The following is a 23,375-nucleotide window of genomic DNA, read 5'->3' as shown; positions in this document are numbered from 1 at the left end:
GATTAATTGCATTTACACGGCCATAGGCACGCGCAGAGCCGCGATGACCGGCGCGTTCTGCAAGTTCACCATAGGTGACAACTGTGCCATAAGGCACTTTGGCGAGCTCCTGCCATGCAGCTTGCAGAAACGGAGTGCCAAGCGGGGCAAGTGTGAGATCGAAATGACGCCTCTCTCGCGCAAAATATTCATGTATCTGCTAGGTGACATGGTTCACTGCAGCATCGTCGTGATGTGTGATGGCGATACGTGTATTGGCTGAATGAGCGCGGGTATCATTCTCAAAATCAAGACGCATGACAGCGCCCTGATCGTTCACAATAACTATCAAAACTCCGATAGGCGTTTTAATGTTTCCTGAATAAAAACGGGCTGGCATGCGTGTTTTTCCGTTGAATAATTTAGCCACTTAAATGTGGGGAGTTTACCACTTTATATTTGATGGGGCGGGACCATCAATGGAAGGAAAAAGAGGCAGAACCTCTTCAGCCAGTTCTTGTATAATCTCAGCTGGCGGGCGTGAAGCAAACTGCATACCGAGTGCTGCATGATTGACGCCAGCTTGCTGCCATTCACCGAGAAGATCAATCAGCCCCTTGCGTCCTGTTTTCAAAACAAAGCCGCCATTGAGCGGTGTTCTTGGAAAATCTGGATCTTCGGTCAGTTCAAGCCATTCATTAGTGACATGCGGACGAAACCCTCCGTCTGGAATAGCATCACGCCATCTGCGTATATTTTGCGCCAGTCGTACAGGGCCTTCAGCATTATGTGTCTGCTGCGGATAAGTGAGCCAGCCATCAGCATGTTCTGCAACCCACTGCGGTGTCTGACGGCTTGAACCTGTGATCAGCAAAGGAATACGTCCGTAAGGGGGCTTAGGTAAAAACTCTGCTTCTGTGAGGATTCCCAAATTTGACCGGATCGGCCGCGTTCTTTCTGCCAGCAATTGACGAAAATAGATGACTGTTTCAGCAAAGCGCTCACCTCTTGCATCCAGATCTAAGCCATAGGCCGGAAACTCCACCGGCCTGTCACCAGATGCTATACCGAGGATCAACCTACCTCCGGACAAATGGTCAATTGTGCTTGCTGCCTTGGCGAGGTCAATGGGATGACGCAGAGAGAAGATAGCACTGCCAGTTGCCAGCGAAATACGGTTTGTGTTGGCTGCAAGATAGGAAAGATAGGTGAACGGATCAAAAATCTGACCGGCATCACCAAAACACGGATCATATAGCGGCACATCACGCACCCAAATGGAAGCAAATCCGCGCTGATCAATGTCTTTGACGAGAGCAGTTTGCCCCTCAAGAACACGCATATCCCCTTCATAAAAGCGAAGGGGCAGGAATATACCGATGGTGAGTTGATTGGCGGCAAACATACGTCTGTAACCCGGATGATGTGCAAAGGCATCGGATGACATGCCGGTTGGGATTTCTGAAGCAGGCAGATTATGGTTCATGGTAAGGCTTTCAGGATTTAGGAAGTGTTTGGCGGGCAGAGGTTAAGGGCCGGTCGCTGGTTCCGGCAAAGTAATGCCGCGTTGCACAGCAGGCCGCGTAGCGACCTTCTGATGCCAGTTGTTTAGATGCGTGTAGTTGTCGAAGCTAAAACCGCAAATCCTGGCGATATGTGTCCAGCCGAAAGCTGCAATATCCGCAACGGAATATTCTGCTCCTGCAAACCACGGGGTTTCATTCAGGCGTTGATCCAGAACGGCGTAAATATCGTTGCTGAGTTTTTGGTAGCGGGAGATAGCTTGCGGTAATTTTGTTTCAGCGAAAATTTCGAAATGGACACGCTGACCAAAGATCGGCCCCATACTGGACGAAAGGAACTGTAGCCACTGCAAAGCCTGCCAGCGCTCTGCAAAAGATTGAGGGAGGAGCTGGCCGGATTTTTCTGCGATGTAAAGCAGGATTGCTGCAGATTCAAACAGTGTTATTCCTGTTGCACTGTCTGTAATCACCGGTATGCGCCCATGCGGATTGAGCTTCAGGAAATCCGCTTTCCGGTGTTCACCCTGATCAATTTTAATATGATGCAGCGTGTAGTTTAGGCCTGTTTCTTCAAGGGCAATGGTTGCCTTGAACCCGTTTGGGGATGAATCGCTATAAAGTTCAATCATTTTTTCCTTTTGATGATGGTGTAGAAAATCTAAATTATGATAACATCATCTTTGAACTTAAATATTGGGTATTGTACTATTTTAGAGTCGATAGATTCTGATAGTTTGCTTTAGGAAATCTAAACTATGGGGAAAGTTTTGCCATTGCTGGCTTTACGGGCGTTCACTGAGACAGGGCGCACGGGCAGCATTAAAAGTGCAGCTGAAACAATGGGGGTAACCTCGGGAGCAGTAAGCCAGCAAATCCGGCTGCTTGAAGAACGGACAGGTGTCACGCTTTTCAGGCGCACGCGATATGGCGTAGAGCTGACGGAAGTAGGAGCGGGTGTTTATCCGGCTTTAATGCGGGCATTTACACAGATTGAGACGAGTCTTGCTGTACTTGAAGCTAGCACAAACAGACAAACCTTAACGGTCAGCACATTGCCCTCTTTTGCGGCTTCATGGCTGGTGCCGCGTTTGGGTAAGTTTATGGAGCAAAATCAGGAAATTGAAGTCCGTGTTGAGGCGACGTCCGGCTTGACCAATCTTCATGGCGGACGCGTGGATATAGCAATCCGTCACGGGCTCGGTGATTATCCGTCTTATGATGTGCAGCCGTTGATGGCACCAGAACTTGTGCCGGTGATGTGTCCTGCATTGCTGGCTTCCGGACCGGTTATTCGTGAGCCATCAGATTGTCTAGCCTATCCTTTGTTGCAGGATTCTGATCGTGCTGACTGGCGTTTGTGGCTGACTGCCTGCGGTGTGGAGCCAACGGCGGAAGCAGAGCGTGGCCCTGCTTTTGATGATGATTTTCTGTTATTGCGTGCTGCGGAGGCAGGGCAGGGAATTGCGCTCGTACGGGATATTTACGCCCGATCGGAAATTGCGGCGGGGCGTCTTGCGCTTGCGATAGATCGTCCCTGGCCGACACAATTTGCTTATTATGTGCTGACTTTACCTGAAAATGCGCAGAAGCCTGCAGTGAAGCTATTTATTGAATGGCTGCATCAGGAAGCAAATGCGCAGAATATGTAATTTACAGGCGCCGTCCGATGCGGGACAAAACAATTACCGGCAGAATACCGATGGCTACAATAGCCAGAGCAGCAATTGAGGCCTCCTCATAGGTGCCGCGTGCGGCTTCGCCATAGAGATGCGTCGCCAGTGTTTCCACATTGAGGGAACGCAGCAGCAAAGTTGCAGGAAGCTCTTTCACGCAATCAACAAAGACCAGCAATGCAGCGGCGCTGAGTGCCGTTTTGGACAAGGGCAGATGAATGAGACGGAATGTGCCGGTTGCGGTTTCTCCCAATGTGCGGGATGCTTGATCATAAGTAACTGGTATGCGGTTGAAACCAGCCTCAATACTACCTGCGGAAATTGCAAGGAACCGTACCAGATAGGCATAGATCAGTGCTGCACCGGAACCCAGCAAAAACAGGCTGACCGGAATATTCAGCCATGACAGCGCCAGATTGCTTATCATCCGGTCAATGCTGCCGGTAACAATCAAAACGCCGATGGCAATGACTGTGCCGGGAGCTGCGTAGCCCATAGTTGAGAAACGGAAAAACCATTGTGAGGCATGTCCGGGCCGCAGGCGCATTGTATAGGCAACAATCAGACCAACAATGAGTGTGACAATCGTCGCCGATGTCGCGAGTGTGATTGTAGTTACAATCTCATCATAAAGACGCGGAGAAATGCCGGCAAAACGCATGCGTTTCCACGCTTCAATAACCAGATATGTTGCCGGAAAAGCAAAGCCGATCAGGATGGGAAATAGGCCTGCAATGAACAGGCCTGCACCACTCAGTGGGCTTACTTTATATGGTGCGAAATTCTGACTGCGTTTCGCACTGGAGGCAAAACGCTGCTTGCGTCGTGCCCAGCGTTCCAGTGAAACGAGAATGACGACAATCAGCAGCAGTGCCAGCGCAATTTGCGCGGCTCCCGGCAGATCTGACCGCGTGATCCATGTTGTATAGATGGAAACCGTAAGTGTGCGTATGCCTAAAAACTCAGCCGCGCCAATATCATTCAGGGTTTCCATCAAAGCAAGACTAATGCCGACAGCAATGGCAGGACGCGCCATCGGCAGGGCAACACGCCAGAATATTGCATTCCGTGTTACGCCCAGTGTGCGTGCCGCATCAATCAGCGAGGAAGACTGGGTCAGAAACATCGCCCGTGTCGGGATATAGACATAAGGGTAAAGCACGAAGCCGAGCAGCAGGATGCAACCGGTCATGGAGCGGATATCCGGCAGACGAAACTCACGCGGGCTCGTATAGCCTAGGATCGCCCGCAATGCGCTTTGCGCAGGGCCGATGGGATGCAGAATGTCGAGATAGGCATAGGCAATGATATAGGTCGGTACTGCAAGCGGCAGCAGCAATGCCCATTCCAGAAATTTACGTCCGCGAAAATCATAGGCTGTGACCAGCCATGCGGATGATGTGCCGAGTATGGCTACGAGAATGCCGACGCCGGTCAGCAGAATGATTGTGTCGATGAACGCAACAGGCAGAGTGGTTGCTAAAAGATGCGACCAGAGTCCTTCGGAGCCTTGGGCTGCCTGCAAGGCAAGCGCCAGAACCGGCAGCAAAACCAGTGCCGCACTGATTGCTGAGAGGCAAAGCCACAGCGTTCCGGCGCGGAAGAACCGGCGTTTAGAGCATTCTGGCATGGAGAGGCTCGTCATTGACTACAAAACTTCGCCGGCCTTCACCTGAAATGAAGGCCGGCGAAATATCTTTATTAGTTGTCGAAACCGACTTTGTCTACCAGCTCGCTTGCCTGTTTACGATGGCTTACGATTTCTGTCAGTGGTGTTTTGTCGATTGTCAGTTCACCGAAAGATTTTACAATCGGATCAAGCGGTGCACCGGCTTTAACCGGATATTCGAAATTGGCTTCTGCATAGATTTTCTGAGCTTCATCGGAAGCCAGATATTCAAGAAGCTTAACGGCTGCATCTTTGTTCTTGGCGTGTTTGGCCAGAGCCGCACCGCTGATGTTAACCTGTGTGCCGCCTTCTTTGAAAGTTGGCAGAATAACCTTGATGCTTTCGCCCCATTTGACCTGCTCTTCGCCACCCTTGCCGGAGCGCATCAGGCCAACATAATAGGAGTTGGCAACGGCGAGATCACAAATGCCACCGGCAATATCCTTGGCGCCGTCACGGTCGCCGCCGGCTGCTTTACGCGCCAGATTGGCTTTGACGCCTTTGAGCCATTCTTCGGTTTTTTCAGCGCCGTAATGGGCAATGTAATCGGCGATCAGGGCTGTATTGTAAGGGTGCTGACCGGCACGGATACAAATCTTGCCTTTCCACTTCGGATCGGACAGGTCTTCATAATTCAGAGCTGCAACATCGAGATCTTTCGCTGCATAGACAACGCGGGCGCGCATGGACAATGCAAACCATTCGCCTTTGGCATCACGCAGCTGAGCAGGAATGGCTTCTTCAAGCACTTTGGATGCAACAGGCTGTGTCAGACCTTTTTCTGTAAGGTCGATCAGGTTGCCCGCATCAACAGTCATCAGAATATCCGCAGGTGAGTTTTCACCCTCAGTTGCAACGCGCTCTGCCAGACCGTCTTTCAGGAATACAGTGTTGACCGTAATGCCGCTGGAGGCCTTGAACGCATCAAGCAAAGGCTGGATCAGGCCCGGCTCGCGGGTGGTATAGATGTTGACTTCCTCTGCACTTGCTGCACCGGTGAGAAGTGTTCCGAAAACCAAGGCAAAGCCTGCTTGTGCATATCCGGTTCTGGTCATTGTATCTGTTTCCTGGTTAAAGCTGCATGGGAGGTTGATATTATGATTGTTAAGCTCAACTATTGGCGAAGTTTGCCTGTCCAGTCAAGTCTTTGTGATCGACGACCCGTTTGCTTAATCCCGAAAGAAAAGGGCTTTATCCGTCTTTAATCGCAAACGGATCGTCTGCCTGTTCACCGGCAGACGCACTGATGTGCGCACACGCAAGGGCATCTGCAAATTTTCAACCCTGATTATCAGTTCTTCCATCTCACCAAGAAAATGACGGCTGATGATTGTGCCCTCAATTGTATCCTGAAGGTTGTTTTCATCCACCTGAGGGACAACATCATAAGGACGCAGATACATGCTGACGGATCCGTCAGTCATTTCCGGATTATGTATCGGAAAGATACCAATCGCGGTTTCGATCATCTGTCCGCGAATGACACCGGAAATCGCATTGAAGTTACAGAAAAAATCAGCGGCATATCGGCCGTTTGGATGGTCATAAATGTCGTGTGCTGTGCCTTGCTGAACGATCCGGCCAGATTTCATCAGGATGATGCGGTCACCCGCAGACAGAGCCTCTTCGGCGTCATGGGTCACAATAATAACAGTAGTGCCTAATTTGCGAAGCAACGTAATGGTTTCTCCGCGTACTTTCTGGCGCAGCCCCTGATCCAGATTGGAAAATGGCTCATCCATCAGCAAAATATCAGGCGCAGGAGCGAGTGCGCGGGCAAGCGCAACGCGTTGCTGCTCACCGCCGGACAACATATGCGGATAACGAGCGGCCATATGGGAAAGTCCGACCAGAGCCAGCAGTTCATCTGCGCGGCCGGATGCCGCTGCTCTCGGCGTTTTGCGCAATCCGAACAGTACGTTTTGCTTGACTGTCAGATGCGGAAACAGCGCATAATTCTGAAACACAACGCCGACGCGGCGTTGTTCCGGCTCAATGAAACGGGCACCGCTGACGACCGGTTGCCCATTCATAAAGACTGAACCGCTGTCAGGAGTATCAATGCCGGAGATGATTTTCAGTAAAGTAGTTTTGCCGCAACCCGAGTGACCAACAAGGCAGATAATTTCACCGGCAGCAACGGACAATGAGATATCCTGTAATGCATCTGTGGAATCGAAACGCCTGTTAACGGCCGACACCTGCAGGGCGGCAATCTTGTTATCAGTTTGTCCGGTGTGTTCTTTTGAATGCACTGTTCACTCTGCCCGTTTCAGTTCAGATTTTGCTATAACACCGGTTCCGGAGTAGTACTATAAAAACCTGACATTTATCATCCTGTAAAACTGAATATGTTTGGCAATGCCGGAGGAGTGCAGGCAATGTTGAAAATTGCAGTAAAACGGATTTACGAAGATGTATCACCGGCGGATGGTTTCAGAGTGCTGATTGACCGCATCTGGCCGCGGGGTATGAGCAAAGAGCATGCTTCCCTTGATCTCTGGCTTAAAGAGATCGCGCCGACAACGGAGCTGCGGCAGTGGTTCCATCATCAGGAAAGTAGTCCGGAAAACTGGCAGATATTCTGCGGGCGCTATCGTGAGGAGTTGCGGCATAATCCCGAACCTGTGAAACTGCTTTTGCAGCATTGTTCAGAGGGGGCGGTTACGTTGCTTTATTCGGCAAAAGATACAGACCATAATCAGGCTGTTGTTCTCAGAGATTATTTATCTGAGCAATAAGCGCCGTAAACGGCGATGCTTTGAGCGATGTTTTCTGAATTGAATGAAAAATTGATTATAATCAATGAATTAATATCAATATTGTTTAAGCTCTCAGTTAAGTCAGGTCAGTTGCTTATTCTATGGTAAGCCATATTGCGGCCTCGTATACGCGGCATGTTGCTGATCCTGTGTTTCCGATTACATAGACGAAAAGGATTTGGTTATGACTGTTACCAATAAGGTTGCATTAGTTACCGGTGCTGCGCAGGGCATTGGCCGCGGCATTGCTTTGCGTTTGGCGAAAGACGGTTTCGACCTGACGCTGGTGGATCTGAAAGAAGACAAGCTGGAAGCGGTTGCCAAAGAAGTTGAAGCGCTGGGACGCAAGGTGACCACTTTTGCTGCTGATGTCAGCAAGCGCGATGATATCTATGCCGCGATTGACTACACCGAGAAAGAGCTCGGCGGTTTTGATGTGATTGTGAACAATGCCGGTATCGCGCAGGTTAAGCCACTGTCTGAGGTGATGCCGGAAGAGGTTGACCGGATTTTCAAGATTAATATTGAAGGCGTGCTCTGGGGCATTCAGGCAGCGGCGGCAAAGTTCAAAGAACGCGGTCACAAAGGCAAAATCATCAATGCCTCATCCATTGCTGGTCATGACGGTTTCGCGATGCTGGGCGTTTATTCCGCAACCAAATTTGCGGTGCGGGCGCTGACGCAGGCTGCGGCCAAAGAATATGCCAGCGCGGGAATTACCGTGAATGCCTATTGCCCAGGTATTGTCGGCACCGATATGTGGGTGGAAATTGACGAACGCTTTGCGGAAATCACCGGTGCACCGAAGGGCGAGACCTACAAGAAATTTGTTGAAGGGATTGCCCTTGGCCGTGCGCAAACACCGGATGATGTGGCGGCGCTGGTTTCTTTCCTTGCAGGGCCGGATTCCGATTATATTACCGGTCAGGCCATTCTGACTGACGGCGGTATAGTTTATCGCTAAGTGTTGCACTTTTTTGGAAAAGAGAGCCTGCCGGAAACTCCGGCGGGCTTTTGTTTTTTGAGCATTTCACAGTCAAGTTGGATCAACTTGACGTCGGGATAATGCGACAAACTAAAAAATCTAGAGCGAGCACTGTGATCCAACATGAACGTAAACCGCTCTAGTCTACCAGAGCACCATAATGCTGAATGGTTTTTGCTGCGGTTTGCGCTGCAAAACGAATAGCGGCTCCGGCATCACCTGTGCATGCGAAATGCCCCAAGAATGAACCGTTGAAACTGTCGCCTGCACCGGTCGTGTCAATAATCTGTGCGACGGGCGCTGTTTTGACAGTAAAAGACTGGTCGTCAAAAAGTGCCTCAATTGCATCCGCACCGCTTTTGACGATGATCCGGTTGAGACCATAGCTGCTATAACGGCTGATTGTGTCTGTTGTCGTCAGATCACTGAAGCAGGTGGCCTCATCATCAAAACTCGGCAAGACAAGATTACTGGCTTTGGCACCTCGGATCAGTTGCGCGCGCATATGGTTTTTATCCTCCCAGAGGCGAGGACGAATATTGGGATCGAAAGCGATAATCTTATCCGTATCACGGAGCTCTTGCAGAATGCTGAGCAGATTATCGGCACCGTCACCCTCAAGGATTGCCAGCGTGATGCCGGAGAAAACAATAATATCAGAAGCTTCAATGGCCTGCCGCAATGCCATTTTGTTTTCTGCCAGCAGACGCGCTGCGGATTGTGACCGCCAATAAGAGAAGCTGCGCTCACCATTATTGAGATGCACCATATAGAGGCCGGGCATGCGTGTGGCATGACGGCTTATATAGTCGGTTCCGATTTGTTTTTGTGCCATGAATGCCAACATGGCATCGGACATTGCATCCTGCCCGAGCAGAGTGAAATAGCTAACCTGCCAGTCCGCAGGTAGTGCTGCACGGGCATAATAAGCGGCATTGAAGGTGTCTCCGGCAAAGCCCTGCCGTAACAAGCCGCTGCCATCAGGGGCAAGCTCGATCATTGCCTCACCGATGGCGAGAAACTGTCCGCTCATGATTAACCTCAGACCAGTTTGCCGCGCGCTGCAATTGGCCAGCTTTCTGTGACCATGCCATTGCGCTGAATATAGACGCTGTCAAACATATTGGTGACGACGCAGACATGGTTCGGAATGATCCGCACTTTGTCGCCGACCTTGAGGTTGATCGGCTTGTCGCTGACCAGACGGCCGTGCTCTTCTGACAGCTGATCGATGCGGATATCATCACGTCCGAGGACATGGCCATAACCACTCAATCCGAACAGGTCAGAAGTCAGCGTTTTGCTGCCTGCATCAATAATTGCGCGGTTGTCAGACGGCGCGGACACAACGGTAGCCAGAACAAAAAACGCACAATCATCGTAACTGCAAGCGCCGCGCTCAACGAGCGAACGGTCATTATAAATATAAGTGCCGGGGCGGTATTCTGTGACAACAGGGGCATCAGCCGCGCTCATCATTGAGGGCGTGCCGCCGGAGGTAATGAGCGGAACTGTGATGTCGGATGCTTCGATTTTTTGTTTTGCCTGCTCCATGAAGCTTTCAACTGCAGCATGGGCATTGGCAGGCGGATAGGTCATCAGGCCGCCGAACTGCAGCCCTGCAGCATTATGAATGGCCTTGGCAAGTTCTGCTGCTGATTCAGGTGTTGCTACACCACAGCGGTCTGCACCGGTATTGCACTCTACCAGCACCGTTAACGGCTGTGCCTCATTGACGAAAGCTTCGGACAGACCGTTAATCACAGTCAGATTATCCGCAACCACACTCAGTTTTGTGCGGTGCGCGAGCGCTTTGAGCCGGTCAAGTTTTTCGCTGCCTAAAATATTATAGGTAATCAACAGGTCAGGGGAGAGACCATACTGTTTTTGCAAGCCGTCGAGCATGGCTTCTGCTTCAGAGATCTTCTGGCAGGTAATGCCGCCCGCACCGACTGCAAGCTGGGCATAGGCCAGCGCCGGTAATTTGTGCGTTTTGATGTGAGGACGCACCTTGAAACCATGTTGGTCAGCATAGGACTGAAAATTACGGATATTTCTTTCCGCAATATCCAGATCCACCACAATTGCCGGTGTGTTCAATTGGTCTGCAAGTTTAGGTTCCATTTTTCCTCACAAATTTTCCGGCTCTGCATATTCCCGCTATGGCCGTCAAAAAACGTGCCGGTCTGGCGAGCCGCCCTCTTGACAAGTTATGCATACTGTATTGAGATACGTCAATCCGGTAAAATAGACTAATGTCCGTTATTTTGGACAAAAATGAAAAATCATACCGAGGAGGAGCTGCATCACCTGATGCAGGCAAACAATTGGGGGTTCAGAAAATGCAGGCAATGAAACTGGCGCTGTTATTGGGTGCCGCGACAATCGCATTGACACCATCCGCTTTCGCACAGCAAAAAGGCGGCGTGCTGGATGTGGCAACTATTGGTGAGCCGCCGACACTGGACCCGATGGTCTCAACGGCTGATCTCGTCGGTATTGTCAGTCAGCATATGTTTGAGACGCTTTATACTTTCGATAAAGACTGGAAACCGGCGCCGCTTCTGGCTGCCAGCCTTCCGGAAATTTCTGCCGACGGCAAAACCTATCTGATTAAATTGCGTGAGGGTGTCAAATTCCACGATGGTTCGGACATGACTTCGGAAGATGTTGTGGCATCGCTCAAACGCTGGACAACCTTAGCCTCGCGCGGCAAGCAGGCAGCGACTTTGATTGAAGCCATTGAGCCGGTTGACGATCACAGCATCAAAATCACCTTGAAGCAGCCTTATGCGCCACTGACATCTCTGCTCGCCTTTAACAATTCCGCGGCGATTGTCTTGCCTGCTGAAAAACAGGCTGAACCAATGACCGAATTTGTCGGTACCGGCCCTTATCAGTTCAAAGAGCGTAAGCCGGATCAGTATATTCAGCTAGTGCGTTATGACGGTTATAAATCGCAGGAAGGCGAGCCGAGCGGTTATGCCGGTGGCCGTCAGCAGAATCTGGATGAAATCCGTTTTGTACCTGTGCCTGATGCCAGCACCCGTGTAGAAGCTGCTGTTTCCGGCCAGTATGGTTATGTTGATGCGCTGCCGGTTGAGGCTTTTGACCGTGTGTCCGGTTCAGCATCTTCGGATGCGGTTATGCTCAAGCCGTTCGGCTGGCCGGTGTTCATTATGAATACCTCCAAAGGCATTGCTGCAAACCGTGATCTGCGTAAAGCCGTTCAGGTGGCGCTGAATAATGAGGATATGCTGACTGCTGCCTATGGCAGCAAGGATTTCTTCAGCGCTGAACCATCGCTCTATCCGTCCCAATTTATCTGGAGCACAGATGCGGGATCGGAAGGCAGCTATAATGTCGGTGATGCAGTGGCCGCAAAAGCCCTGCTGAAAACTGCCAGTTATAATGGCGAGCCGCTGCGTATTCTCACCAGCCGCCAATATGAATTCCATTACAAAATGGCGCAAGTTGCGGCTGAATATCTGAAACTGGCCGGCTTCACTGTTGATATGCAGGTGGTGGATTGGGCAACGCTCACCCAGCGCCGTGCTGATCCGGCACTCTGGGATATTTATATTACCCATAGTCCGTTCCTGCCGGAACCGGCTCTGATTGATCCGCTTTCTGTCAGTGCACCGGGCAAGTGGAATACACCGGCTCGCGCCAAGGTGATGGATGCGTTTAATGCGGAAGCTGATCCGCAGAAGCGTGCGGCACTCTGGGCAGACGTACAGAAAGTCGTGTTCGACGAAGTGCCGTTCATCAAGGTCGGTAACTTTAACAATCTGTCTGCGAAATCCAAGAAACTGGACGGCGTTACGCCTGCGCCTTGGCCGTATTTCTGGAATGCTTCCGTTACGCAATAAATAAAATAGGCCGCGTTGTCTCCGGAGGAGGAGACAACGCGGCTTGAAATATGTTTGGGTGGAGACTGAATGATACGCTATATCATACAGCGTCTGATCGGCATGATTGTGGTCATGTTTCTGGTTGTGACGATCGTTTTTGTGATCGTACGGGTTACGCCGGGCGATCCTGCTGCTGTGATGCTGGGGCCGGAGGCAACGCAGGCCGACATTGAAACGCTGCGTACAAAGCTCGGTCTCGACCGCTCTTTGCCGGTGCAATATGGCTATTACCTGCTGCAATTGCTGCGCGGTGATCTTGGCCAGTCAATCTTTCTCGACCAACCGGTGGCGCATGCGCTTGCTGAGCGCGCAGAGCCGACATTCTTTCTCACATTGTTTTCCATTCTGATTGCCAGTGCGATTGCCTTGCCGGTCGGGATTTATGCCGCGGTTAAACGTGGCTCATTTTTCGATCAGACGGCGACAGCAGTGGCGATGTTTGCCGCCAGTATTCCCAGTTTCTGGCTCGGCCTGCTGCTGATGCAGGTATTTGCCGTACGTTACGGCTTATTTCCGGTTTCCGGTTATGGCGGGCCCGATACGAGTTTTGGCCAGCGGATGATGCATCTGGTGCTTCCGTCTTTCGCGCTGGGCATCGTGTCCTCCGCTTTGATTATGCGTTTTACCCGCGCTTCTATGCTGGATGTACTGGGCGATGACTATGTGCGCACGGCCAAAGCCAAAGGGCTGAATGGCAGACGTGTGGTGATGAAGCATGCGTTTAAAAATGCACTGATCCCTATTCTGACCGTGATCGGGCTGACCGCAGCTGTGCTGATTTCCGGCGCAGTGGTGACCGAGACGGTGTTTGGCCTCCCTGGTGTCGGCAATCTGGTAGTGTCTGCGGTGATGCGCCGTGATTATCCTGTTATTCAGGGGGCATTGCTGGTGATTGCCGCGCTCTATGTTCTGATTAATTTTGCCATTGATATGCTTTATCTGGCAGTCGATCCGAGGGTGCGTTACTGATGGCTGTTTTAAGTGAAAAGACTTCAGAAACGCGGTTATTCATCCGTCGCCTGTTGCGTCGCCGCACCGTTGCATTTGGCCTGTTTGTCCTGACGGTTTTTGTGCTACTGGCTGTGCTGGCGCCGCTGATTGCACCCTATGCACCGGGTAAATTATCGATTAGTAACCGTCTGACTGCGCCCAATGGCACATGGTTTTTCGGCACCGATGAATTTGGCCGCGATGTGTTTTCCCGCACACTTTATGCGGGGCAGCTGTCATTGGCAGTCGGTGCCGCCGTGGTGGTGCTGGCCTCTGTCATTGGTATCACGCTCGGTCTGCTGGCCGGTTTTTTTCAGCGGCTGGATACGCCGATTGCGCGTCTGATTGATGCGATGATGGCGTTTCCTGATATTCTGCTGGCGATTGCGCTGGTGGCCGCACTCGGCCCTTCGCTGACAACAGTGATTGTGGCGCTGTCGATTGTCTATGCACCGAGATTGGCGCGTGTGGTGCGCGCTTCAACACTCGTTATCCGCGAACTGCCTTATATTGAGGCATCGCGTGCGCTGGGCATTTCCACGCCGCATATTATGACCCGCCATGTGTTGCGCAATTTGCTGTCACCTATTCTGGTGCAGGGGACGTTTCTGTTTGCGCAGGCCATGCTTGCTGAGGCCGGTCTGTCCTTTCTGGGGCTTGGTGTCAGTCCGGAAATCCCGACATGGGGAACGATGATTGCTTCCGGCCGTCAATATGTCGGACAGGCAGACTGGATGACGCTGTTTCCGGGTTTTGCCATCATTCTCGCCGTGCTGTCTTTGCAGATGGTGGGGGACGGATTGCGCGATCTTCTCGACCCACGTTTGCGTAAAGATATGTGAGGACATGATGAGCCATTTATCAGACAAACAGCCTGTGCTCCGTGTGCAAAACCTCACAACGTCTTTTCTCGGTGAGGGCGGCTGGCGGCCGGTTGTGAGAAACATCTCCTTTGATGTCGGTGCAGGGGAAACCGTGGCGCTGGTCGGGGAATCCGGCTCAGGAAAAAGTGTAACGTCTCTTTCTGTCATGCGGTTGTTGCAGCCGGATACCAGCCGGATTGAAGGGAATATTCTGCTTGCCGGCAAAGATATCTTGCAGCTGTCCGAGCATGAAATGCAAAAAATACGCGGCAATGATGTCGCGATGATCTTTCAGGAGCCGATGACGTCGCTCAACCCGCTTTACACGGTGGGAGACCAGATTTGTGAAGCTCTGTTATGCCATCGCAATATGAGCAAGGCAGAGGCAAAGGCTGAAGCTCTGCGCCTGATGGATAAGGTTCGCATTCCGTCTGCCGCAAGCCGGTTCAATGAATATCCGCATTGTTTCTCCGGCGGTATGCGCCAGCGCGTGATGATCGCTATGGCGCTGGTCACCCGCCCGAAATTGCTGATTGCCGACGAGCCGACTACCGCGCTGGATGTGACTATTCAGGGGCAGATCCTCGACCTGATTAAAACCCTGCAGGAAGAGGAAGGCACTTCGGTACTGTTCATCACCCATGAGATGGGCGTGGTTGCAGAAATCGCTGATCGCACGGTGGTGATGTATCATGGTGATGCGGTGGAAACCGGTGATACGACCACGATTTTCCGTGATGCGAAACATCCTTATACGCGGGCTTTGCTATCAGCCGTGCCTGCACTTGGTTCGATGACTGGACGTGTGCGCCCACTGCGTTTTCCGGTTGTTGATATCCGTACCGGTACGGCACTGCCGCCTGTGGAGGCTGCCGATACAGTTGCGCAGGATGCGGCTCCCATTCTGGATGTGAAAGGGCTGACGACACGTTTTACCATTCACAGCGGACTATTCGGGCGACTGGCGGGCAGAGTGCACGCCGTAGAGAATGTCTCTTTCTCGCTGCAACCGGGAGAAACGCTGTCGCTGGTCGGGGAATCCGGTTGCGGTAAATCGACGACCGGCCGCTCCATCATGCGGCTCATACAGCCGCAAAGCGGTTCCGTTATGGTCAACGGGCAGGATGTGATGGCCATGGCAGGGCATGAGCTGCAAGGTCTGCGCCGTACCATGCAGATGATTTTTCAGGATCCTTATGCCAGTCTCAATCCGCGTATGCGGGTCGGCGCGTCGATTGCGGAGCCGTTTCTGGAGCATAAGCTCGGCACCAGACAACAGGCGCGGGAACGCGTGGCTGATCTGCTGGAGCGGGTGGGGCTGAAAGCGGATATGGCCTCGCGCTTTCCGCATGAATTTTCCGGCGGGCAGCGTCAGCGTATTTGTATTGCGCGTGCTCTGGCGCTTGATCCGAAACTCATTGTTGCCGATGAATCCGTGTCCGCTCTTGATGTTTCCATTAAGGCGCAGGTGATTAATCTGCTGCTCGATCTGCAATCCAGCCTCAACCTGTCTTTTCTGTTTATTTCCCATGACATGGCGGTGGTGGAGCGTCTCAGTCACCGTGTTGCGGTGATGTATCTGGGCGAGATTGTTGAGATCGGGCCGCGTGCAGCGGTGTTTGAAAACCCGCAGCATCCTTATACGAAAAAGCTGATGGCAGCAGTGCCGGTGCCTGATCCTGCACGGCGCGGTATGCGGCGTGGTCAGATTGCCGATGAGTTGCACAGCCCTGTCCGTGCGCCGGACTATGTGCCGGTGCAACGCCAGATGCGTGAAGTTTCAGAAGGGCATTTCATATTCCAATGACGCGTCCGGTGAAACAAGTGCCCTTCTTCCAGTCAGTGTTTGCCACTGAGCGCCTGCGCGGCCTCTTTCAGGCATTGCAGATAGAAAGTATGGTTCTTCAGCCCGTCATCGCGGGGTGCAACAAGACACAGCGTCGCGGTGGCAATGCCCTGCGCATCACGCATTGGTACGGCAAAACAGTGAGTGAAATTGTCGACCGTGCTGTTGAAGGTGAATTGTCCGGTTCTGTCCGCTTCACGCACCTGCGCGATAAATTCCGCCGGATCAAGCCAGCTGCCATTGGGCATCTGGAAATCGGCAGCAGGAATGAAAGTGGTAATTTCTTCATCGCTGAGATGGGCGACCAGCAGGCGACCGGATGCTGTCCACGGAATAGGCACAGAATGACCGACATCGGAGGAGATGCGGAACGGGCGCACCCCCTCTTTCATGCGGGCGACGGTGTATTTATTGCCGTCAAGCACACAATATTGCGCTGTTTCGCGGGTCTGTTCAGCAATGCGCTCCAGTGCACTGTCACACTCGCGCATGAAGTCAAAATGATCTTCATAAGCGGCGCCGAGAAAATACAATTTGCGTCCGAGAAAGACGCGGCCATCGCCGCCGGTAAATTCGAGAATACCATTGCGCAGCAGCAGATTGACCAGTTCGTAAACCGAAGAGCGCGGGGCACCGATCTGGGCGGCAATTTCATTGGGTTTCAGCGGTTCACGCTTGTTGCGCAGAAAATCCAGTATCTCAAAGGCACGATCCAGACCGCGTGCACGTTTGCTGCTGTCTTCTTTGGACGTGACCGGAGTGGATGCGGTGTTGTCTGACATGCTGTCTCCGATGAGCACTATAATGTTACTATGTCTGTTATATTGGATTTTATTATGCAGGCAAGCAGAAGTTTACAATCAGAAGTGACGATGACAGAAGGAAATACGGGTATGATTATGCGTTATCAAAAAGGCAGCCGGATGAGTCAGGCCGTGAGCTATGGCGGCATGGTGCATATTGCCGGTCAGGTGGCAGAGAACCGCAAGGCTTCCATTGAAGAGCAAACCCGTGATGTGTTGGGTAAGATTGATCAGCTTTTGCAGCAGGCAGGAACTGACCGTTCCAAATTACTGGCTGTGAATGTATTCCTTCCGGCGATTGTGGATTTTGACGCGATGAATTCTGTTTATGATGCATGGATTGATCCTGAAAATCCACCGGCGCGTGCCTGTGTGGAAGCGCGTCTTGCCGATCCTGATCTGCGCGTGGAAATGACTGCAATCGCTGCTTTGTAAAGAAAAGCTGAAAGCCGGAGCCTGAAATGACACAAACGCTCATTCGCAATGCCCGCATCATTGATGGCACCGGTGCGCCCTGGTATCGCGGCGACGTACTGCTGGGGAGCGGGTTAATCCGGCAGATTGGCAGAGGTCTGAAAGCAGACGGGAATGTGCAGATCATTGATGCGGATGAGCGCTATTTAAGCCCCGGTTTTATCGATGCCCATTGCCATGATGATCTGATTTTTCTGCGCGAGCGGGACAGGCCTGAAAAAGCGATGCAGGGCGTGACCAGTATTGTAGTTGGCAATTGTTCGTTTTCGCTTTATCCGGCAGCAGAACAGTCCCGTGAATATCTGCGCCAGCATTTCTCCGGTCTTCTTGGGGAAACGCGATCTGATGAGATTTTTGATGATTTTTCGGGATACCATCAGGCACTGGAAGGAGAGGGGATTGCCCTCAATCTGATCTCGCTTGTGGGCCATGCGGCTTTGCGGCTGGCAGTAATGGGGCATGACCGGCGACCAGCAACCGAGAACGAACTGGCGGCGATGTGCCAAATGCTTGAAGTGCAAATGGCGCAAGGCGCGGCAGGTCTGTCTCTGGGACTGGTTTATCCGCCGAGTGCTTTTGCTGAGATTGAGGAGCTGGTGGCGCTTGGAAAAGTTGTCGCCGGTTTTGGCGGGGTGCTGGCCGCGCATATCCGCTCCTATGAAGCAGGGCTGATGCAGGCGACAGAAGAATTCGGTGAGGCTGTGCGTCTGTCCGGTGCAGCCGGATTGCTCTCACATTTGCAATCGGCAGGGCGACCGAACTGGGGCAATGTACCTGCGGTTATCGACTATCTGGAAAATTTACGCACGGATGGCGTGGATATCAGCTTTGATATGTATCCCTATCCGGCAGGCAGCACATGGATATTGCAACTTCTGCCAGCGGCTGTGATGGACGGTGGTTTGCTGGCTTTGAAAGCGCGCCTGCAGAATACGGCATGGCGGCAGAAACTGGCGCATTGGGTCGATCATGGCGGGGATGATTATCACGGTCAGAGTAAAGTCTCGCTGATCGGCTGGGAGAATGTGCGGCTTTCGGCCATCGGTATTGAGGCGCTGAAACATCTGGAAGGGCAGACCATGCGCGAGGCAGCATTTGCTTTGGGGATGGCACCTTTTGATCTGCTGGTTCGCTTTGTTGAAGAGGATGACGGGCAGACGGGGATTATCCTGTTTCAGCTTGATGAAGATGATCTCCATGCAGCATGTTGCAACCGTTTGTTTATGGCTGGGTCTGACGGATTGCCGCGTCCGGGTTCCAAACCGCATCCGCGTGCTTTCGGGACTTTTCCGCGTATTGCCGGTCCTTTACGGCGGGATAAAAAGTGGTTCCCGCTTGAGGATGCCGTGCGCCGGATGACTTCGGTTGCGGCGCAACGTTTTTCCCTGCACGACCGCGGTCTGTTGCGCCCTGCAATGGCTGCTGATCTGGTGCTGTTCGAAGATGCAATCACAGATCACGCCACATTTGAAAACTCAACGCAGATGCCATCAGGGATCAGCCATGTTTTTGTGAACGGGCAGGCGGTGATTGCTGAAGGACAACCGACGGGTGCAAGAGCCGGTCGGGTGCTGCGACGAGACGGAGCCGCGTGAAAATCAGGTTTTGGTGTCTGTTTATTTGAGACACTTGGGTAATCTCTGATCAAATATTAAGGCCACATTTACTCTGCAACGGTATAAATCTGTCAATATCAGTAATATTTGAAGCAGGAATATACCTATGAGGGGTCTGAGTGGAGATCACCGGTTCCATATCCGCGATCTTGTACCGGCAATACTATTGCTGGTATTGCTGCTTGGCGGCCTCGCGGCGGCTGTTCTCACGCCCACAGGTAAAGACGATCAGTATGTTGTCATGGTTGCACCGTGGCGCACATTGAACTCTGTCATCAACTCCATTCAGCTTGCAGAAGGCGCGATCATTTCGGTCAATGCGTCATCCAGCCTGATTACAGTTTATTCCGAGCATAAAGATTTCCCAAGCAGGCTTTACAAGGACGGTGAGTGGCTGGTTTTTGAACCGCTGCAACCAGGCGGCTGTTTTGCTATTCAGGAACGGACAACCGCAGCATGATTTTTGAACTTGACGACCTTCGCAGCCGCTTTGGCCGGTTTTTGGTGATATTATTCTGGTTGCATGTCCCGCTTCTGGCGCTGGTTGCCTATCTGACCGGACATTCCCCGATTGGTGCTGCTTTTGCCGGTGTTGTACTGGCCGGAGCTTATCATTTGTCATGGGCGCGTGTGGGGATTGCTCCGGCGACACGCTATATTTCCGGTGTTGCCCTGATGGGACAACCCGCACTGCTCTTGTATTTTATGAGCGGGCAGGCGTGGCAAATGGATATGCATATGTATTTCTTTGCCATGCTGGCGCTGACGGTTGCGTGGTGTGATCGTCGTGCGGTCATTTTCGCCGCTTTAGCAGTGGCTGCACATCATTTAATTCTTGATTATCTGATGCCGGCTGCGGTGTTTCCGGAAGGCGGCGATCTGAAGCGCGTCATACTGCATGCCGTGATCGTTGCATTTCAGGCCGCAGTGCTGGTGTGGTTTGGCGATATGCTTGTGGACTGTTTCAACCGTATCAATACGATGCGTGATGAAATCATTGCCAAGAATGCGGCACTGGAACAACGCACCCTTGAGGCTGAAGCTGCCAGCAAATCCAAAAGCATGTTCCTCGCCAATATGAGCCATGAAATCCGCACGCCGATGAACGCTATTCTGGGGTTCTGCCATCTGGTATTGCGCACCGATCTGGATCTGCGCCAAAAAGAATATGTATCCAAAATCAGCAATGCGAGCACGGCATTGCTGCGGCTGATCAATGACATTCTTGATTTCTCCAAGAATGAGGCCGGTAAGCTTTCTCTTGAGACACGTCCGTTTAATTTGCGCTCATCCTTGCAGAGCCAGCTCAATCTGGCTGCGATCAATGCCGAGAATAAAGGCGTCATGATTGCGACGCTCATTGAGGACAATGTGCCCGCTGTTCTCGTCGGCGATGAGTTGCGCCTGAATCAGGTGCTGCTCAATCTGGTCAGCAATGCTGTGAAGTTCAGTGAAAAGGGAACAGTCACTGTTGCCGTTGATACGCTGGATCAGGAAGAAGATAGTATTACGCTGAAAGTAGCAGTTCGCGATCAGGGAATCGGCATGGCGCCGGAGCAGCAGGCCTTGCTGTTTAATTCCTTTACGCAGGCCGACAGTTCCATGACGCGGCGCTTTGGCGGCACCGGACTTGGTCTGGTTATCAGCAAGCAGATCATTGAACAGATGGGTGGCGCAATCGGTGTGCAAAGCATACCGGGAGAGGGCAGCACTTTCACCTTTACTGTCAAAATGGCAATCGGCGAAATGCAGATTGAACCGGAGCGCGTACCTTCGGCGAAGATCGCAGGCTTGCGGGTTCTGGTTGCTGACGATAATCCGGCTTCGCGTGAAATTCTGCATGACGTCTTCAGTTCATGGGGAATGACTATTGATCTTGTTGCCTCCGGTGAGGAGGTGCTGGGCGCACTTGAGAGTGCCTGCGAAGCTACCCAACCTTATGATCTGGTGGTGCTTGACTGGAAAATGCCGGGCATGGACGGGCTTGAAACCGTACAGGCCATTCATAAGAATGAAAAACTCTCACCTTTGCCTTATGTGGTGATGGTAACTGCTTATGGGAGTGAGGAGTTCCGTGCGGAATCGGAACGCTCAGGCATTGCGGCCTTCTTGTCCAAGCCGATTGTCCCAAATGTTCTCTTTGATACGATTACGGACTTGTTTTCACGACAGGCAGATACGAATGCACCGCATGCGGAAATCGGACAGACTATTCCGATGGTCGCAGAACATTTACGCGGCTTGAAAGTTCTTCTGGCTGAAGACAGTATGATTAACCGTGAAATCGCGGTTGAACTACTGCAGGATGCCGGACTGGTCGTTGATGTGGCCGAAAATGGTCAGATCGCCCGCGATCTCGTGCTGCATGATCCGTTGCTTTATGATGGTGTGCTGATGGATATTCAGATGCCGGAAATGGACGGGATTGAAGCGACTTTGCAAATCCGGAAAAAGTGGTCTGCAGCACAGCTGCCGATTATTGCGATGACGGCTCATGCCTATGAGGAAGAACGGCAGAAGTGTTTTGCAGCTGGCATGGATGACCATGTGGCCAAGCCCGTTGATCCTTTCCTGCTGGTGCGTACGCTTGATCGCTGGCTGAAGCCCCGCAGCAAAGATGCTGCGGTAAAAACCGCGGACACTGCGCTGCCTGCCATAAAGAAAAATGCGGATTTGCCGGAAACCCTGCCGCCGTTTGATCTTTCAAAAGCACTGATACGGATGAATGGCAAAACAGCCTTGCTGCGCAAGCTGATCATTGACTTCGGGCAGAAATTTGCTGCTGCACCAGACGAGCTTCGTGCGCAGATCAGTCGTGGTGCGCTGGATGAAGCACGACGCAATGCCCATACGCTGAAAGGAGTTGCGGGATCTCTGGAACTTGCTGAAGTTTATACGCATGCTGCAAATGCAGAGGCTGCTTTAGCGCAAGGCGATGTGATTGTGGCGGATGCATTGATCACAGAACTGGAACAGGTGTTGAAACCAGCGGTAAAAGCGGCGCAAAGCCTTGTTCCTGGTGCAGAAAGTGATAATAAGGCTGTTCCGGCAGAACAAGCTGACCCTGCAAATATAAAGGCAGAGATTTCAGCTTTCCGCGGGCTTCTTGAGCGCCGGAGCCTGAAAGCGCGCAGCAGTTTTGAAAAATTGGCCCAGACACTCGGTATGACACCGGCAGCATTGCAGGTTCATCCGATCAAGGCCGCACTTGATAATCTTGACTATAATCGTGCCCTGACATTGCTGAACGAAGAATTTGCGGATGATCCGCTGCCTTCGTCAGGCAATGAGCGTACCGGAGAATAACTATGACAGACCGGGCAGTCATCCTCATTGTGGATGATGAAATCTCAAATATCGAGATTATGAGCGCAGCACTCGAAGATGAGTATGAGGTGTGTTTTGCAACGTCCGGCGAAGAAGCGCTGACGGTGGCGCAGACCGTTTTACCTGACCTGGTTTTGCTTGATGTGCTGATGCCCGGTATTGACGGCTATGAGGTCTGCAAGCGTTTGAAAAAAGAACGCATGCTCGCCGATATTCCGGTCATTTTTACAACCGGACTGAATGATCAGGATGCAGAAGTGCGTGGCTTGTCTGCCGGTGCGATTGATTATGTTACAAAGCCGATCCAGCCTGTCATTTTGCGCGCCCGTGTTGCCAATCATATTGAACTGAAGAGCTTGCGCGACCAGCTCGCGCAGATGGCGGTAACAGATGCACTGACCGGCTTAAGCAACCGCCGTCATCTGGAGCAAACATTAGCGCAGGAAACCGCTAAACTGGCACATTCCGGTGAATGGCTGTCGGTTATTATGGTCGATATCGACTTCTTTAAGCGGTTTAACGATACTTTTGGCCATCCGGCGGGGGATCGCTGTCTGGCTATGGTGGCTGCTGCTTTGACACGCGCAATTCATCTGGCAACGGATCTGGCTGCACGTTATGGCGGCGAAGAGTTTGTCTGCGTTCTGCCGGGACGTGATCATGAAGCGGCTGTACAGGTCGCCAAAGAAATTCAGGAACAGGTCAGTTCACTGAGAATTCCGCATCCGGAATCCACGGTCAGCCCTTGTGTCACCGTGAGTATAGGTGTTGCATCAGCATGCTGTCTGCCGGATACTTCGCCTTCGCAGTGGATTGCCTATGCTGATCGCCAGCTCTATTTAAGCAAACGCGCCGGTCGCAATGAAATATTCAGCACTGTGTTCAGTGCACAGGAGATCAGTTTTTCAACGGAATAACGTGATCTTCTGTATCAGAATGATTGAAACAGGC

22 protein-coding genes are annotated in these 23,375 nt (G+C 52.0%); 12 read left to right on the top strand and 10 right to left on the bottom strand.

All coding sequences use genetic code 11. The features are described from left to right. The 4 genes from P8H26_RS18185 to P8H26_RS16560 form a co-directional block, all read right to left on the bottom strand. The coding region (locus P8H26_RS18185) for an MGMT family protein (protein WP_374708319.1) at window positions 1-127 on the bottom strand (127 nt) is incomplete at its 3' end. 72 nt (window positions 128-199) lie between these two features. Continuing rightward, window positions 200-331 (bottom strand): hypothetical protein, encoded by a 132-nt coding sequence (locus tag P8H26_RS16570; protein ID WP_289634241.1) that lies wholly within the window; start codon window positions 329-331, stop codon window positions 200-202. 93 nt (window positions 332-424) lie between these two features. Next, entirely contained in the window at window positions 425-1,465 is a 1,041-nt protein-coding gene (locus P8H26_RS16565; protein ID WP_289634240.1) for an LLM class oxidoreductase, read from the bottom strand. Between the two features lie 42 nt (window positions 1,466-1,507). Further along, complete coding sequence (locus tag P8H26_RS16560) at window positions 1,508-2,131, bottom strand: glutathione S-transferase family protein (protein WP_289634239.1); 624 nt, start codon at window positions 2,129-2,131, stop codon at window positions 1,508-1,510. A gap of 126 nt (window positions 2,132-2,257) precedes the next feature. Between P8H26_RS16560 and P8H26_RS16555 the strand changes: the two genes are divergently transcribed. Next, the gene (locus P8H26_RS16555; RefSeq protein ID WP_289634238.1) at window positions 2,258-3,151 is read left to right on the top strand and encodes a LysR substrate-binding domain-containing protein; all 894 of its coding nucleotides are present in this window, start codon (window positions 2,258-2,260) and stop codon (window positions 3,149-3,151) included. Window position 3,152: 1 nt separating this feature from the next. Here the strand turns inward: P8H26_RS16555 and P8H26_RS16550 are convergent, their stop codons facing one another. The 3 genes from P8H26_RS16550 to P8H26_RS16540 form a co-directional block, all read right to left on the bottom strand. Then, window positions 3,153-4,820 carry an iron ABC transporter permease gene (locus P8H26_RS16550; RefSeq protein WP_289634237.1) on the bottom strand — a complete coding sequence of 556 codons (1,668 nt, stop codon included), beginning with the start codon at window positions 4,818-4,820 and terminating at the stop codon, window positions 3,153-3,155. Between the two features lie 56 nt (window positions 4,821-4,876). Then, the gene (locus tag P8H26_RS16545) at window positions 4,877-5,899 is read right to left on the bottom strand and encodes a Fe(3+) ABC transporter substrate-binding protein (protein ID WP_289634236.1); all 1,023 of its coding nucleotides are present in this window, start codon (window positions 5,897-5,899) and stop codon (window positions 4,877-4,879) included. A 114-nt stretch (window positions 5,900-6,013) separates the two neighbouring features. Next, on the bottom strand, window positions 6,014-7,099 hold the full coding sequence (locus P8H26_RS16540) for an ABC transporter ATP-binding protein (RefSeq protein WP_374708317.1): 1,086 nt from the start codon (window positions 7,097-7,099) through the stop codon (window positions 6,014-6,016). A 126-nt stretch (window positions 7,100-7,225) separates the two neighbouring features. On the opposite strand from P8H26_RS16540, the gene P8H26_RS16535 reads away from it, so the two are divergent. Together P8H26_RS16535 and P8H26_RS16530 are read left to right on the top strand one after the other, a co-directional pair. Continuing rightward, on the top strand, window positions 7,226-7,585 hold the full coding sequence (locus P8H26_RS16535) for a DUF488 domain-containing protein (RefSeq protein WP_289634235.1): 360 nt from the start codon (window positions 7,226-7,228) through the stop codon (window positions 7,583-7,585). 205 nt (window positions 7,586-7,790) lie between these two features. Beyond that, on the top strand, window positions 7,791-8,570 hold the full coding sequence (locus tag P8H26_RS16530) for an acetoin reductase (RefSeq protein WP_289634234.1): 780 nt from the start codon (window positions 7,791-7,793) through the stop codon (window positions 8,568-8,570). A 160-nt stretch (window positions 8,571-8,730) separates the two neighbouring features. Here the strand turns inward: P8H26_RS16530 and P8H26_RS16525 are convergent, their stop codons facing one another. Together P8H26_RS16525 and P8H26_RS16520 are read right to left on the bottom strand one after the other, a co-directional pair. After that, entirely contained in the window at window positions 8,731-9,624 is an 894-nt protein-coding gene (locus P8H26_RS16525; protein WP_289634233.1) for a sugar kinase, read from the bottom strand. An 8-nt stretch (window positions 9,625-9,632) separates the two neighbouring features. After that, the gene (locus P8H26_RS16520) at window positions 9,633-10,715 is read right to left on the bottom strand and encodes a D-TA family PLP-dependent enzyme (RefSeq protein ID WP_289634232.1); all 1,083 of its coding nucleotides are present in this window, start codon (window positions 10,713-10,715) and stop codon (window positions 9,633-9,635) included. Window positions 10,716-10,933: 218 nt separating this feature from the next. Between P8H26_RS16520 and P8H26_RS16515 the strand changes: the two genes are divergently transcribed. The 4 genes from P8H26_RS16515 to P8H26_RS16500 all read left to right on the top strand — a co-directional run bounded on the left by P8H26_RS16515 (window position 10,934) and on the right by P8H26_RS16500 (window position 16,165). Further along, window positions 10,934-12,463 carry an ABC transporter substrate-binding protein gene (locus P8H26_RS16515; RefSeq protein ID WP_374708318.1) on the top strand — a complete coding sequence of 510 codons (1,530 nt, stop codon included), beginning with the start codon at window positions 10,934-10,936 and terminating at the stop codon, window positions 12,461-12,463. A 69-nt stretch (window positions 12,464-12,532) separates the two neighbouring features. Further along, window positions 12,533-13,474, top strand: a complete 942-nt coding sequence (locus P8H26_RS16510; protein WP_289634231.1) for an ABC transporter permease — start codon at window positions 12,533-12,535, stop codon at window positions 13,472-13,474. After that, window positions 13,474-14,337, top strand: a complete 864-nt coding sequence (locus P8H26_RS16505) for an ABC transporter permease (protein WP_289634230.1) — start codon at window positions 13,474-13,476, stop codon at window positions 14,335-14,337. The genes P8H26_RS16510 and P8H26_RS16505 overlap by 1 nt, the downstream gene beginning before the upstream one ends. Before the next feature lie 4 nt (window positions 14,338-14,341). Beyond that, window positions 14,342-16,165 carry an ABC transporter ATP-binding protein gene (locus P8H26_RS16500; RefSeq protein ID WP_289634229.1) on the top strand — a complete coding sequence of 608 codons (1,824 nt, stop codon included), beginning with the start codon at window positions 14,342-14,344 and terminating at the stop codon, window positions 16,163-16,165. A 32-nt stretch (window positions 16,166-16,197) separates the two neighbouring features. Here the strand turns inward: P8H26_RS16500 and P8H26_RS16495 are convergent, their stop codons facing one another. Then, on the bottom strand, window positions 16,198-16,986 hold the full coding sequence (locus P8H26_RS16495) for an IclR family transcriptional regulator (protein ID WP_289634228.1): 789 nt from the start codon (window positions 16,984-16,986) through the stop codon (window positions 16,198-16,200). A 111-nt stretch (window positions 16,987-17,097) separates the two neighbouring features. On the opposite strand from P8H26_RS16495, the gene P8H26_RS16490 reads away from it, so the two are divergent. From P8H26_RS16490 to P8H26_RS16470, 5 genes are all read left to right on the top strand, one after another. After that, entirely contained in the window at window positions 17,098-17,442 is a 345-nt protein-coding gene (locus tag P8H26_RS16490) for a RidA family protein (RefSeq protein WP_028233227.1), read from the top strand. Between the two features lie 26 nt (window positions 17,443-17,468). Next, window positions 17,469-19,076, top strand: a complete 1,608-nt coding sequence (locus P8H26_RS16485; RefSeq protein ID WP_289634227.1) for an amidohydrolase family protein — start codon at window positions 17,469-17,471, stop codon at window positions 19,074-19,076. Window positions 19,077-19,203: 127 nt separating this feature from the next. After that, window positions 19,204-19,557: a hypothetical protein gene (locus tag P8H26_RS16480; RefSeq protein ID WP_289634226.1), complete on the top strand. Its 354-nt coding sequence runs from the start codon at window positions 19,204-19,206 to the stop codon at window positions 19,555-19,557. Further along, window positions 19,554-22,403 carry a hybrid sensor histidine kinase/response regulator gene (locus P8H26_RS16475; protein WP_289634225.1) on the top strand — a complete coding sequence of 950 codons (2,850 nt, stop codon included), beginning with the start codon at window positions 19,554-19,556 and terminating at the stop codon, window positions 22,401-22,403. Before P8H26_RS16480 ends, P8H26_RS16475 begins: the two co-directional genes overlap by 4 nt. Before the next feature lie 2 nt (window positions 22,404-22,405). Beyond that, a complete protein-coding gene (locus P8H26_RS16470) occupies window positions 22,406-23,341 on the top strand; it encodes a diguanylate cyclase (protein WP_289634224.1) in 936 nt (311 codons plus the stop codon). Window positions 23,342-23,375 lie beyond the last annotated feature (34 nt).

This window comes from Pseudochrobactrum sp. sp1633, assembly GCF_030376605.1.
In the GTDB taxonomy this organism is placed as follows: domain Bacteria; phylum Pseudomonadota; class Alphaproteobacteria; order Rhizobiales; family Rhizobiaceae; genus Pseudochrobactrum.
The sequence above is the reverse complement of the archived record's forward strand: the minus strand, read 5'-3'. Positions and strand labels throughout refer to the sequence as shown.